General features: G+C 60.7%; 10 protein-coding genes. 2 read left to right on the top strand and 8 right to left on the bottom strand.

Features of this window, described 5'->3' with window-relative positions; translation table 11 throughout:
• The first annotated feature begins 27 nt into the window (after positions 1 to 27).
• Positions 28 to 864: an S-formylglutathione hydrolase gene (fghA, locus tag G5154_RS11600; RefSeq protein ID WP_421250935.1), complete on the top strand. Its 837-nt coding sequence runs from the start codon at positions 28 to 30 to the stop codon at positions 862 to 864.
• A 50-nt stretch (positions 865 to 914) separates the two neighbouring features.
• On the opposite strand, the gene G5154_RS11595 is transcribed toward fghA, so the two are convergent.
• On the bottom strand, positions 915 to 1,637 hold the full coding sequence (locus G5154_RS11595) for a head GIN domain-containing protein (RefSeq protein WP_216979864.1): 723 nt from the start codon (positions 1,635 to 1,637) through the stop codon (positions 915 to 917).
• 363 nt (positions 1,638 to 2,000) lie between these two features.
• On the opposite strand from G5154_RS11595, the gene ovoA reads away from it, so the two are divergent.
• Complete coding sequence (ovoA, locus tag G5154_RS11590) at positions 2,001 to 4,151, top strand: 5-histidylcysteine sulfoxide synthase (RefSeq protein ID WP_421250936.1); 2,151 nt, start codon at positions 2,001 to 2,003, stop codon at positions 4,149 to 4,151.
• Between the two features lie 79 nt (positions 4,152 to 4,230).
• Here ovoA and G5154_RS11585 read toward each other — a convergent pair whose 3' ends face one another.
• From G5154_RS11585 to ebgR, 7 genes are all read right to left on the bottom strand, one after another.
• Complete coding sequence (locus G5154_RS11585; RefSeq protein WP_421250937.1) at positions 4,231 to 5,181, bottom strand: bile acid:sodium symporter family protein; 951 nt, start codon at positions 5,179 to 5,181, stop codon at positions 4,231 to 4,233.
• A gap of 292 nt (positions 5,182 to 5,473) precedes the next feature.
• Complete coding sequence (locus tag G5154_RS11580) at positions 5,474 to 6,919, bottom strand: amino acid permease (RefSeq protein WP_421263940.1); 1,446 nt, start codon at positions 6,917 to 6,919, stop codon at positions 5,474 to 5,476.
• 166 nt (positions 6,920 to 7,085) lie between these two features.
• On the bottom strand, positions 7,086 to 7,424 hold the full coding sequence (locus G5154_RS11575; RefSeq protein ID WP_101319590.1) for a tRNA-binding protein: 339 nt from the start codon (positions 7,422 to 7,424) through the stop codon (positions 7,086 to 7,088).
• A 76-nt stretch (positions 7,425 to 7,500) separates the two neighbouring features.
• Positions 7,501 to 8,946, bottom strand: coding sequence for an amino acid permease (locus tag G5154_RS11570; protein WP_058056269.1), 1,446 nt, complete (start codon positions 8,944 to 8,946; stop codon positions 7,501 to 7,503).
• A 102-nt stretch (positions 8,947 to 9,048) separates the two neighbouring features.
• Positions 9,049 to 9,504: a beta-galactosidase subunit beta gene (locus G5154_RS11565; RefSeq protein ID WP_421250939.1), complete on the bottom strand. Its 456-nt coding sequence runs from the start codon at positions 9,502 to 9,504 to the stop codon at positions 9,049 to 9,051.
• Positions 9,501 to 12,575: a beta-galactosidase subunit alpha gene (ebgA, locus tag G5154_RS11560; protein ID WP_421250940.1), complete on the bottom strand. Its 3,075-nt coding sequence runs from the start codon at positions 12,573 to 12,575 to the stop codon at positions 9,501 to 9,503. The genes G5154_RS11565 and ebgA overlap by 4 nt, the downstream gene beginning before the upstream one ends.
• 321 nt (positions 12,576 to 12,896) lie before the next feature.
• Complete coding sequence (ebgR, locus tag G5154_RS11555) at positions 12,897 to 13,862, bottom strand: transcriptional regulator EbgR (protein ID WP_421263939.1); 966 nt, start codon at positions 13,860 to 13,862, stop codon at positions 12,897 to 12,899.
• Positions 13,863 to 14,110: the final 248 nt, after the last annotated feature.

Here is a 14,110-nt window from a genome sequence, read left to right as displayed (position 1 = left end):
CTGCGGGCGGGGTGCAGGAGTCCTTCGATGAATCTGGAGATTATCAGCAGCAACAAGAGCTTCGGCGGCTGGCACAAGCGCTATCGTCACCGCGCCAGCGTGCTCGGCTGCGAGATGAATTTTGCCATCTATCTGCCGCCTCAGGCCCTCACCGGCCAGAAGGTGCCGGTGCTCTACTGGCTCAGCGGCCTCACCTGCACCGATGAGAACTTCATGCAGAAGGCGGGTGCCCAACGCATCGCCGCCGAGCTCGGCATCGCCCTGGTGGCGCCGGACACCAGCCCCCGCGGCGACGGGGTGGCGGACGATCCCGGTTATGACCTCGGCATGGGCGCGGGCTTCTACGTCAACGCCAGCCAGAGCCCCTGGCAGGCGCACTACCAGATGTATGACTACGTCACCCGCGAGCTGCCTGACTTGATAGAGACCCACTTCCCGGTCTCGACCCGACGCGCCATCAGTGGCCACTCCATGGGCGGTCACGGAGCGCTGATCGCCGCGTTGCGGGAGCCGGGTCGCTACCGCTCGGTGTCGGCGTTCAGCCCGATCTGCCACCCGAGCCGCTGCCCCTGGGGCCAGAAGGCGCTCGGGGCGTATCTCGGCAGCAATCCGCTGTTGTGGCAGGAGTGGGATGCCTGCCAGCTGCTGCGCCACCAGCCGGTCACGCCGCTGCCCACCCTAGTAGATGTGGGGCTGGATGATCCCTTCCTCGCCGAGCAGCTGCATATCGATGCGCTGGCCGAGGTAGCCGCCAGCAAGGAGTGGCCACTGGAGCTCAACCGCCACGAGGGCTATGACCACAGCTACTACTTCGTGGCGAGCTTTATCGAGGCGCACCTGCGCTTTCACGCCCGCCACCTCTGATCAAAACAGGCCCGTTGCGGGCCTGTTTTAGTTGTGGTGATCGGTTGATATCAACTGCCCGCTCGGGTCACTCCGCCGGAGCCTGCGATCTGCTGCTCCACCTCGGGATCGCCCCAGTAGGCGATGTTGCCTGAACCGGCGATGCCGACTTTCAGCGTCTCCTGCGCCCGCACCGCCACATCACCGCTGCCGGCGATATTGACCTCTACCTCGTTGCCGCGCATCTCGCTCCCGAGCACGTCGCCAGATCCGGCAATGTTCAGCTCGATGGCCTGTGCCGAACCGCTGCCCAGCTCCAGACTGCCGGTGCCAGCGATATTCCCTTCCAGCCGTTTCAGCTCCAGCTGACTGGCGACGATGTCACCGGTACCGGCCACCGACAGCACCAGCTCATCGCCCTTGAAGCCGCTCAGATCGCCGTTACCGGTCCCGGCCAATGCCAGTTCGTTCAACACCGGCAAGGTGATGGTCAGCTCCAGCGGCTCGGTAGGATCGAGCCGGTAACCCTCCTTCACCTCGATCTCCAGCTTGTCGCCGCTCTCGGTCAGCACCAGATAGGGCAGCAGGTTCTCCTGCCCCTTGATCAGGATGCCGCGCGGCTCCCCCGCGACCAGATGGAGGGTGGCAGGCACCCCCGCCAGCACCCGGGTCACCCCGTCACCGAGCGCCTGCTGGCGCTCGACCACAGCCCCCGTTCCGGTCACTCTGGTCCGATCCAGCCAGTGACAACCACTGAGCCCAGCCATCAACATGACAACCATCATCCATTTCATCACTACTCTCCTCCTTATGTGTTGGCCATCCAGGGCCAATTGGTTTTCATGCTTTGCAAAGCGCGAGCCAAAAATTAACATTATGATTCAAAAGGAAATAACTATTTAAACCAGAACAGACAGAATAATTTAGAGAGCCATTTAGACCATGTTTTGGTGAAAATAACCATTCTCGAACGGATATGATTTTGGCTGATTGGCGGGTCGTCCTGCCGGTCACTATGCTGACAGCCCGTGGAAGTTTTTGATTGCCCTGCCGGTCTGTTGAGCCAATAGTGGTACTTCGTGCGTACCAAGCTCTCCATTGCGGTAATGTCATTACCACTGTCTTGTCAGTCTTCACTGCCAACAAGGAGCCAGAGCGTGACCCAAGCAAGCCCTCTCTATGCCACCGCCACCGGTCTGCCGGAACCGACTCGCACCCCGCTGCTGACCGGCAGCGATCCCGAGCAGAAACGGCGCGAGCTGCTCGCCTACTTCTGCCAGACCTTCGATCTCTACGACTCGCTGTTCGACTGTCTGGCCGATGAGAGGGCCTGGTTCAACAAGGCGATCCCCCTGCGCCATCCGCTCATCTTCTACTACGGCCACACCGCCGCCTTCTTTATTAACAAGCTGCTGGCGGCACGCCTGATCGATCAGCGGCTGGATGCCCGCATCGAGGCCATGGTCGCCATCGGGGTGGACGAGATGAGCTGGGATGATCTGGACGAGACCCACTACGACTGGCCCAAAGTCAGCGAGCTACGCAGCTATCGGGCCAAAGTCCGTTCGCTGGTGTGCGATTTTATTCGCCAGATGCCGCTCACCCTGCCCATCGACTGGCAGAGCCCGGCCTGGGTCATCCTGATGGGGATAGAGCACGAGCGTATCCACCTCGAGACCTCCAGCGTGCTGCTCCGCCAGTTGCCACTCGCCTGGGTGCGGCCGCAGCCTTATTGGCCCGCCTGTACCGAAGTCCGCCACCGCATTGATCAGGTACCCGCCAACAGTCTGCTGCCGGTGGCCGGCGGCAAGGTGCGCCTTGGCAAGCAGGACGCCACCTACGGCTGGGACAACGAATATGGCGAGCGCCATATCGAGCTGGCCCCGTTTCAGGCCAGCCGCATGCTGGTGAGCAATGCCGAGTACCTCGCCTTCGTCCAGGCGGGGGGCTACGGCCAGCAACAGTGGTGGGATGAAGAGGGGTGGAGCTGGTGCCAGTACGCCAAGGCGCAGATGCCCACCTTCTGGGTGGGTGACCCCGCCGAGCCCGAACAATTGCAGCTGCGGCTGATGACCGAGCAGGTCGCCATGCCCTGGGACTGGCCAGTCGAGGTGAATCAGCTGGAGGCGGCCGCTTTCTGTCGCTGGCAGGCAGCTCGCACCGGTCTGCCAATCCAGCTGCCGAGCGAGGCGGAGTGGCAGCTGCTGCGCGAACAGCTACCCGGCGATCAGCCGGACTGGACGGAAGCCCCCGGCAATATCAATCTGGCCCGTTTCGCCTCCTCCTGCCCGGTGGATGCCTGCCCGCAAGGGGAGTTCTTCGATCTGGTGGGCAATGTCTGGCAGTGGACCAGCACCGCCATCGACGGCTTCGACGGCTTTAAAATCCACCCGCTCTACGACGACTTCTCCACCCCCACCTTTGATGGCAAGCACACCCTGATCAAGGGGGGCAGCTGGATCAGCACGGGTAACGAAGCGCTCAAATCATCCCGTTACGCCTTCCGGCGTCACTTCTTCCAGCATGCGGGTTTCCGCTATCTGGTCTCCCGTTATCAGGAACCCGTTATCGTGAATCCCTATGAAACCGACACGCTGGTCGCTCAGTACCTCGACTTCCAGTACGGCCCGAGCCACTTCGGGGTAGCCAACTACGCCAAGACGCTTGCTGATCTTGCTGGCGAGCTGTGCAGCAACCACCAGCGGGCGCTGGATATCGGCTGCGCCACCGGTCGTGCCAGCTTCGAACTGGCTCGCCACTTCCAGCATGTGGACGGGGTGGACTACTCAGCCCGCTTCATCGACGTGGCGCTGGCCCTCGCCAGCCAGGACAGCTTCCGCTACGCCATTCCGCTGGAGGGTGAACTGGTGGAGTATTGCGAGGCACGCCTGTCGAGCCACGGGCTGGGGGCGAGTCAGGCTGAGCGCATCCACTTCAGTCAGGGGGATGCCTGCAACCTCAAGCCCAAATATGACCACTACGATCTGGTGCTCGCCTCCAACCTGATCGACCGGCTGCGGGAGCCCGCCCGCTTCCTGCGGGATATCGCTCCCCGGCTGCGCAGCGGTGGCCTGCTGGTGCTCACCAGCCCCTATACATGGCTGGCGGAATATACCCCGCCCGCCAACTGGCTCGGCGGCATTCGTGAAAACGGCGAGGCGCTCACCACCTATCAGGCGCTGCAACGGCTGCTGGCGGCGGAGTTCGAGGAGCACTGCCCGCCGCGGGATGTGCCCTTCGTCATCCGCGAGACCGCCCGCAAATACCAGCACACGGTGGCGCAGCTGACCGTCTGGCGCAAACGCTAGCACGCCGGTCGACATGCAGATGAGAAGAGGGAGGCCAACGGGCCTCCCTCTTGTTATGGCAGTCAAAACGGCGCGAGTATCACTCTCCCTGCTCGTGATAGCGGCGCGCCAGTACGGCGCACACCATCAGCTGGATCTGGTGGAAGATCATCAGCGGCAACACCATCACCCCGACGCTGGCGGCGGGGAACATGACGTTGGCCATCGGCACCCCGTTGGCCAGACTCTTTTTCGAGCCGCAGAAGACGATGGTGATCTCGTCCGCCTTGTCGAACCCGAGACGACGGCTGATCCAGACGTTCCAGCAGAGCACCAGCGCCAGCAAGATGCAGCTCAGCAACACGATACTGGCCAGATCGTACCAGCCTACTTGATGCCAAATCCCCTGCACCACCGCCTCGCTGAAGGCGACGTAGACCACCAGCAGGATGGAGCTCTGATCCAGCTTGCCGATGAGCGGACGGTGGCTGTCGACCCAGCGACCAATGAGCGGGCGCGACAGGTGGCCCACCACAAACGGCAGCATCAGCTGCATCATGATGGCCTGGATGGAGTGCCAGGTGTCGATCCCCTCCCCCTGCACGTGGATCATCATCCCCACCAGCACCGGCGAGAGGAAGATACCGAGGATGCTGGAGGCCGAGGCGCTGCACACTGCCGCCGACACATTGCCCCCCGCCATCGAGGTAAAGGCGATGGCCGACTGCACGGTGGCAGGCAGGGCGCAGAGATAGAGGAAGCCGAGGTAGATGGCTGGGCTCAGCCAGCTCGGTACCAGCGGGGTGAGCAGCAGCCCGAGCAGCGGAAAGAGCACGAAGGTGCTGAGCATCACCACCAGATGAAGCCGCCAGTGACCGAGGCCCGCCAGCAGGTTCTGGCGCGACAACTTGGCGCCATGCATGAAGAACAAGAGTGCCACCGCCAGCTTGGTCAGCAGACCAAACCAGACGGCCACCTGTCCCTCGCAGGGAAAGAGGGAGGCCAGGGTGACCACAGCAATCAGCACAACAGTAAAGGGATCCAGACGCACGAAAGGTCTCCATCAGAAGGGCATCCTGCTGCCGTGACGGCAGTCAGGATTGGGGAGGACAAGAAACAGAGCGGGAGATGTCTGGCACCTCCCGCTAAAACGAACCTCCAGCTTACCCCGATAACGGAGAGGCGCAACGTTGTGCAGCGGTTAATTGTTCATCAATGCTTAACGCCTTTGCTTTGTCGAATAGCGGAAGTTGCTGACCCGCAGCCAGATAGCGCCAAACCGCGGCTAAATGGATAAAAAACGGGCGACCAAGGCCGTCCGTCTCGCTTTTTCGTTCTGCCGATCAGTGCTGGCTGGCCAGCTTGCCGTTGCCGGTTTTCTTCTCATTGCCGGCGAGCTTGCGAGCCTGCCGCTTCTCGAAGCGGGAGATCCACCAGTAGGCCAGCGCCGAAAAGACCGCGGTCATAAAGACGTTGATGAAGAAGGCGCGCACCAGATCCACCCCGGCCGGGAAGGCGGAGGCGCTCATGCTCACCACGAAGATGGCGATCAGCACCGAGACCACCGCCATGCCGAAGGTGCGCGAGCCCATGCGGAAGTCACGGGGGGTATCGTCATGTTTCCAGCGGAACACGAAGTAGGCCACCATGATGAAGATCGGCGGCAACATGGCGGTGCCGGCGGTAAGGTTGATGGCGGTGTTCATCATCTGCTGCACCGACTCGGAACCGAAGCCGTTGACCACCAGCATCGCGAACACGAAGACAAACTGCCACCAGGCGGCGCGCACCGGCACGCCGTGCTCGTTGAGCTGGGTGGTCTTCTCGCCGTAAACCCCCTGCGGGATCTCGGAGAAGTGGATCTTCACCGGCGCCGAGGTCCACATCATCATGGAGCCGAACATGGCGATAAACAGCACCACGCCGACGAAGCGGCCCACCAGCGCCTCGGAGAGCCCGAAATACTGCGCCATACCGGTGAAGATCTCCACCATGCCGCCGGCATAGGTGAGGCTCTCGCGCGGCACGAACACGTTCACCAGCAGGGAACCGACCGCATACATGGCACCGATGACAATGCCGGCACTGATGATCACCTTGATGAAGGACTTCTGGCCGCCCTTGACGTCATTGAGGTAGGCCGCCGCCGTCTCGGCACCGCCCGCCGCTTGGAAGATCCAGCACATGATGCCGAGCGTCGCCCAGTTGACGGTGGGAGTCATCGCCTCCAGGGTGATGGGCTGGGCCGGCACATGATCGCCACTCAGGGCCATCAGGGCGCCCAGTACATAGATGGCGAACAGGGCAAATACCCCGTAGGCCACGATCTCGGCAATCTTGCCGAGCCAGCTCGCCCCCTTGGTGGAGATGTGGGTCGCCGCTGCAAACAACACGATGGAGATGATCGAGGTGACCATGGGGGAGAAGCTGTACTCATAGCCCAGCATGGCGTAGGAGGCGTAGGCGATGACGTTGGGCAGCAGGGAGACGAACCAGAACAGGTTCACGAACCAGTAGAGAAACGAACCCAGATAGGCCATCCGGGTGCCGAGCGGTTTTTTAAGCCAGTCGTACATCCCCGACTCGGAGTTTTTATTGGCCGAGACGAACTCGGCGATGATGAAAACAAACGGGATGAAGTAGACGATGGTCGCCAGCAGGAAGATGGGGGCGGAGCTGAGCCCCAGCTCTATGTTGTTGTTGACGATATTGCGCACGTTGAACACGGCGGCAAAGGTCATCGACAACAGGGCAAACTTGCCTATGGTGCCGCGTACGGATTCAGACATGGTGTCCTCCAGTGGACTTGCGCTCCCTGCGGGGAGCGCTGTGACTCTGTGATGTGTTCGGCAAGGGTCTGTCGGCCCCGCGCTTTACTCTCTTGTTATGATCGGGCCGCGTGGACGGCCTCGTTGGTGAACCGGTGCAGTCTCCCGCACCGGCTCGCAATACCATTCAGACGATCGGAGTTCCCGGCGCCATCGGCACCCGCGGCTGCAGCAGCACGCTCTGGCTCTCGTCCGGGGTCTCGGCGCAGAGCAACATGCACTCGGATCGCTCGCCGCGCATCTTGGTGGGCTTGAGGTTGGTCAGCACCACCACCTCGCTGCCCATCAGCTCCGCTTCGCTGTAGTAAGGCACCAGACTGGTGACGGTCTGCAGCGGCCGCTCGCCACCCACGTCGATCTGGACGATGTAGAGTTTGTCGGCACCGGGGTGACGCACCACCTCCAACACCTTGCCCACCTTCATCTCGACCCGTTTGAATTCGGCAAACTCGATCGTCTCGCTCATGCTCTTTTCCTTTTCTGGTTCAACGGTTTGCGGGTGGCCAACGGCCACCCGGTTTGATTGGGATTCAATACAGTGGCTATGGCGTCTGCATGGCAACCTGCGCTGTCGGCTGGGCCTCTTTGGCACGAGCTTCGGCACTGAGGGAGGCCTCGTATCTGTTGTATTTCCACCAGGCGAAGCCGAGGAAGATCACGATCCCGCCGACGTTGTAGAAGATGATGGTCATGATGTCGGCGCCGGTCGGGAAGGTGGAGGCGAGGAAGCCCACCGAGAAGATGGCGATCAGCACCGAGACCACGGCGATGCCGGTGGTGCGCGAACCCATCCTGAAATCCCGCGGCAGGTGGTCGAGTTTCAGGCGTAGATTGAGGTAGGCCAGCATGATGAACAGCGGCGGCAGCATGGAGGCGGCAGCGGTCATGTTGATGACGGTGTTCATCAGATCCTGCGCTGTGTTGGAGCCCAGAGTCGGGATCACCATCAGCGGCAGCACGATGAGGTACTGGATCCAGGCTGCACGGGCGGGCACGCCGTTCTCGTTCAGCTCGACCGTCTTCTTGCCGAAGATGCCGGCCGGGATTTCGGAGAAGAAGATCTTCACCGGGGTCGCGGTCCACATCAGCAGGGAGCCGAACATGGCGGTGAAGGAGACCAGCCCGACGAAGCGGTTCATCAGGATCTCCGGCAGACCGAAGTAGGCCGCCAGCCCTTCAAACACCTGCACCGAGCCGCCGGTATATTTCAGGGTGCCGCTCGGCACAAACACGTTGATCAACAGCGAGGCGATGGAGTAGAGCACCCCGATAAAGATCCCGGCGATGATGATCACCTTCACGAAGGACTTGGAGCCCCCTTTCACGTCATTGACGTAGACCGCCACCGACTCGGCGCCACCGGCTGCCATAAAGATCCAGGTAGTGATGCCGAGGAAGGCCCAGCTGAAATCGGGGACCATGGCCTCTACCGTGATGGGGTCAGCCGGCTGCACGCCACCCACCAGTGCCGCACCCGCCAGCAGGATGTAGGAGAGGGTCAGCAGCAGCATCAGGGACGAGGTCACCGAGGTGATGGGGCCGAGCATCTTGGCGCCGTTGGTGGAGACGTAGGTGGCAAAGGCGAACAGCACCATGCTCAATGCCGTGGTCGCCACCGGGGTGAGAATGTACTCGTAGCCGAGGAAGGCATAGGAGGCGTAGGCGATAACCCGCGGCAGCAGCGAGGTGAAGAAGAACAGGTTCACGAACCAGTAGGTGTAGGCGGAGATGAAGGCCCAGCGACCGCCGAGGGAGCTCTTCACCCAGGCATAGACGCCCGCTTCGGAGTTTTTGTTCAGTGACACAAATTCCGCAATGATCAGGCAGAACGGAATGAAGTAAAAAATGGTGGCCAGAAAGAACATCGGGGCCGAGGCCAGACCGATCTCGATGTTGTTGTTGATGACGTTGTTGAAGCTGAATACCGCCGCGAAGGTGAGCGACAGCAGACCAAACTTGCCTATCGTATTGCGTTTGGAATCAGACATGGTGCATCTCCAGACCTGTAGTTATCTAGCGAAAGAGCGGGGCATGGGTTGTAGGGTGAGCCCCGCCCTTCCGGCTTTTATCAGTGCAGAACCGGCGGCTTGTTATTTGTTCTTGAAGTAGCCGCCTTCGACGGTGACCTTGATGATCACCTTGCGCACCGGCCCGTCGCCGACAAACCTGTAAGCCTCGTCGTTCTCGAAGATCACCACCTGACCGTTGCCGACCTTCTGGCGCTCGCGCACCTCACCGGCCAACCACTCGCGGTCTGTGGTGTCGTCATAGGCCTGCTCGACCCGCAGATCATCCTTGGCAGCCCACTCCACCGTCTCTTCCCCTTCCAGGTAGTAATGGACGTCGAAATAGCGGCGCTGCCCCTCGAACAGTGAGGTGGCCGGGCTGGCCCCCTCCTGCAAGCGGTAGGTGAGAGAGTCACCGATGGAGTGGCAGATGCCGGGCTTGAGGTTGGGCAGGTTGTTGATGGCCTCCACGCAGCGGCCCCACTTCTTGCCCTCCCGGTAGATGTTTTTGAACAGGGTCAGGTTGTCCAGGGTGATCATGCGAGGTTCCTCCCGCCGTTGATGGTGAGATCGAGCCCGGCCAGCGCAGCCGGATTGAGGTTGCCACGGGCGATGGGCAGCAGGGTCAGGCCGAAGCTGAATGGCTCGAAGCGCACCCGCCAGGAGTCCAGCACCTCGGATCCCCAGGAGTTGGAGCCCAGCCCCAACACCTTGTGATCCAGGTTGAGGGTGAGATAGCCGCTCGGTTCCAGCTCGTTGATGTGCTGCGCCGCGTGGATATGCTCCCAGCTGTAGGGCCAGACGCTCAGGTTGATGGGGGCATCAGGCCGCACGTAGAGACCGGCGCCGTGGCGGTTGGTCAGGGTCGCCCAGCGCACCTGCTGGCGGTTGCCGTTGTCCTGCGGGAAGGGGTAGTGCTCCCACATCTCGCTGACTGTGCTCTGGAAGCTGTCGATCCAGTTGCTCTGGCGGCTATCCTGATAGTTTTCACCCGGCCCCATGCCGTAGTAGTGCACCCGGTCGAGATCCTGACGAATGCCCAGCTCGAAGCCGATCTTGGGGATGATGTCGTCATAACCGCCGTAGGGCTGACCGGAGAGGGCCACGTGCAGCTGACCGTTCGGGCTCAGGGTGTAGACGTAGCGGCAGCGCATGCCGAAGTCGAACACCGGCGGCGCGATCAGGCTCTCCACCGTCACCTCGACCGCGTCACCCAGCTGACGCCAGCTCAGAGTGCGGAAGTGCTCCTGCATGATCTGCAGGTGGTTCGGGTGCCACAGGCTCTCGTACTCCTGCTTGTGGTTGTCGATCATCGGCTTGAAGAAGGTGAGGCGCGGCGAGCGCTCAATCAGCTCATTTCCATCCTGCTGCCAGCTCACCAGCTTGCCGTCGAGGCGTGAGAAACGCAGGGCAAAACCGCTGCCACTTAGGGTCAGGTCAAGGCGCTCATCGGCGATATGCAACGGGGTGGCATTGGGATTGGCAAAGGGCTGCAGCTGGCGATTCGATGCCTTCAGTTGGAACTGGTACTGGCCCAACTCGTGCTCCGCCGCGCTGTAGCGGGTGGCGGTGGCCTTGATGACCCGCAGCTGGACGAAGGTTTCTCGCCCATCGAGGGATGGCAGTTCGAGTTGCAGCTCAGTGGTGGCACCGGGAGCCACCCCTTCCAGCCGGATCTGCTGGCTGGCCAGCAGTTCGCCCTCGGCCTTCACTTCGACCAGCAGACGGATGTCGTCGAGATTGGAGAACCAGTAACGGTTTTCCACTTCCAGCTTGCCGCTCGCCAGATCCAGCGCGCGCACCTTGACCGGGCAGATAACCTGCTTGTATTCGCGCAGGCCCGGCCCCGGGGTTTGATCCGGATAGATGAGCCCATCCATGCAGAAGTTGTAGTTGTTGGGGTAGTCGCCATAGTCGCCGCCGTACTTGTAGACGGGGCGGCCCTGTTCGTCCTGATCCAGAATGCCGTGATCGCACCACTCCCAGATGTAGTGACCCTGAATGTGGGGATGACGGTCGAACACCTGCTGGTATTCACTCAGGCCACCCGGGCCGTTGCCCATGGCGTGGGCGTACTCGCAGAGGATGCGCGGCTTATCCATCGGGAACTCGCCGAAGCAGTTCATCTGGGAGACGCGGGAATACATGGTGCTCACCACATCCACCACCTCGGCATCGCGATCCTCTTCGTAGTGCACCAGCCGGGTCGGGTCGATCCCCTTGCAGCGCTGGTACATGGCTTTGATGTTGCAGCCGTAGCCGGACTCGTTGCCGAGCGACCAGATGATGATGGAGGGGTGGTTCTTCTGGGCGTGAACATGGCGCTCAATGCGATCCACAAACACCGGCTCCCAGAAGGGGTCATCGGTGATGCGGCTGAGATCGCCGACGTTGGCAAAGCCGTGGGTCTCCACGTCGGTCTCCGCCATCACGAACAGGCCGTACTGATCGCACAGCTCGTAGAAGCGCGGGTCGTTCGGGTAGTGGGCGGTGCGCACCGAGTTGAGGTTGTGCTGCTTCATCAGCACGATATCGCGTTCAACACGATCCATACCGACCGCGCGGCTCTTGAGGTGGTCGTTGTCGTGGCGGTTCACCCCGTGCAGCTTGAGGTAGTGACCGTTGACGTAGAAGAGGCCATCCTTGACCTTGATTTCACGCACCCCGACCCGCTGCGGGATCACTTCCAGCAGCTCGCCCTGACCGTTGTAGAGGGAGAGTTGCAGCTGATAGAGGTAAGGATCTTCGGCGCTCCACAGATGGGGGCTGGCCAGATCCAGCGTGAAGTGGCAGTCACACTTGCCATCGATGGCGAGATGGTCGAGCGAGCCTCTGGCGATCTCGCTGCCCTGATCCAGCAGCGACCAAACCAGACGGTGATCACGGGCAGGTGCACCCAGATTCTCCAGCTGGATATCGCAGCTCAGGGTAGCGCTCTGGTTATCATCGGCCAGCGCGGTGCGGATGAAGAAGTCCTGCACATGGGCGGCCGGTTTGCCCACCAGATAGACGTCGCGGAAGATCCCCGCCATCCACCACATGTCCTGATCTTCGATATAGGTGGAGTCGGCCCACTGCATCACCCGCACCGACAGCAGGTTCTCGCCAACCTTGGCGTAGGCACTGATATCGAACTCGGCGGTGAGGCGACTCCCCTTGCTGAAGCCGACGTAGTGGCCGTTCACATAGACCTCGAAGTAGGTCTCCACCCCGTCAAACTTGATGATCACCTGCTCGCCGTCCCAGGCCGGGCTCAGCGTGAAGCTGCGCTGATAGGCACCGGTGGGGTTGTTGGTCGGCACGAAGGGCACATCGATGGGGAAGGGAAAACCTTCGTCGGTGTACTGCAGCTGGCCATGTCCTTCCATCTGCCACATGTTGGGCACAGTGATCTGGCCCCACTCGCTCATGGGGCTGTGATAGAAGGCCTCCGGCACCTGCAGGGGGTGGTCGAAGTAGTGGAACTGCCACTGGCCGCCAAGGCTCAGAAAACGGCGGCTCAGCTCGCGCTGCATGGTGGCCGCCAGCCCGTGGTCGGCATAAGAGAAGAAGTAGGCACGCGGGGCCAGCCTGTTTTCACCAACGAATTGGACGTTTTCCCAGTTATTCACATGTCCTCCCGGAACAAGGCAACGTTAACTGGGTAAACTCTAGATAAACATTTACTAAATATCAGCTTTGAATTGGTAAAGTTTTAACCTGATCACAATGAACAGATGGTTTTGTGAGCGAGATCAGAAGCGGGAGATAAAGGAGGGCAAGATATGGATGAGTGGCATGGATGTTGATAGCAGTTGGCTGATCTGCAATAAAATCAGCTACAAAACAATATGATATGAAGTTGTTGGATGATATGGGAAAGAGGTTTGCTTGGGAGAGGAGTCGCACCACCGCAAGATGGTGCGACTAAAAAGCAGAGCATTTTACTAAAATCAGCGAGTGGTGCCGCGCAGGGTCAACTTGCTCGGTACCAGCACTCGGAGTGGAATATCCCGCTCGTCTCGCAGCCGCTCAACCAGCAAATTGACCCCCTGGGAGCCCATTAACTCGGAGTGGATCCGCACCGTTGAGAGCGGCGGGAAGGTGAACTTGGCGGTCGGAATATCGTTGACGCTGATAAGCTCGATCTGCTGGGGAATCGCCAATCCCTTCTCGTGAATGGCACGCAGCACACCAATGGCGATGGAGTCGGAGGCGACGAACAGCGCCTTGGGCCAATCGCCGGCCAGCATCTCCTTCGCCAACTGGTAGCCGGAAGCGCTGGAGAAGTCGCCACGATAGAGATCGCTCTCCTGCACCACCCCCAGCCGCTGGCCATAATCCCGGAAAGCCAGTTCACGCAGGTCCGGATTCTCATCCTGGCCACCGATATAACCGATACGCTGGTGCCCCTGCGCGATAAAGTAATCAACCACTTGCTGGCTGATCAGGGCAAGATCCACATCGACCGAGTCGAACTCTCCCTGTGAACGGCAGTCGACAAACACCAGCTGGCTGGAACAAGCCCTGAGTTGGGCCAGACGCTCGGACGTGAGGGTGCCGACCACCAGAATGCCATCCACGGCGCTCAATTCACGCCCTTCACCACAGTTGTAGAGATGAGTCAGCTCGATATTGAGGCGGGCACTCTGGGTCTCGATACCATAACGGATGGCGAGATAGTAAGGGTCGTTGACCTCGGTACTCTGGGGATAGGCATAGACCACCAGAAAGTGCAGTTTGCTCTTGTGTACCCCCTTACGGGCGGTGCTGGTCTTGTACTCCAGCCGTTCAGCAATCTCGAAGATCCGCTGCTTGGTCTCTTCCTTGACGCTCAGGCTGGGATCCTCGTTCAGTACCCGGGATACCGTGGCGAGAGAAACCCCCGCTTCCTGTGCAATTTCCTTCAACGTAGCCATCAATACCTCGCTGGCAGCATCACGTGTTAATCGGCAACGGCTAAAGAGTAACGGGCAATCCCTTGATAGCCCAGCACTTTTACTAAAATGCCGGCGGCATGACAGATTTTTGGAACGCAGAAATGCAAAAAGGCCTCCCGAATGGGAGGCCTCTTCTAAATAGGTGCCTGACAGTGTCCTACTCTCGCATGGCGAATGCCACACTACCATCGGCGCTACCGCGTTTCACTTCTGAGTTCGGCATGGGA

It is taken from the genome of Aeromonas sp. 600527 (assembly GCF_049175415.1).
GTDB lineage: Bacteria > Pseudomonadota > Gammaproteobacteria > Enterobacterales > Aeromonadaceae > Aeromonas > Aeromonas veronii_A.
Note: the sequence above shows the minus strand (reverse complement) of the source record. Positions and strands in the feature narration are given on the sequence as shown.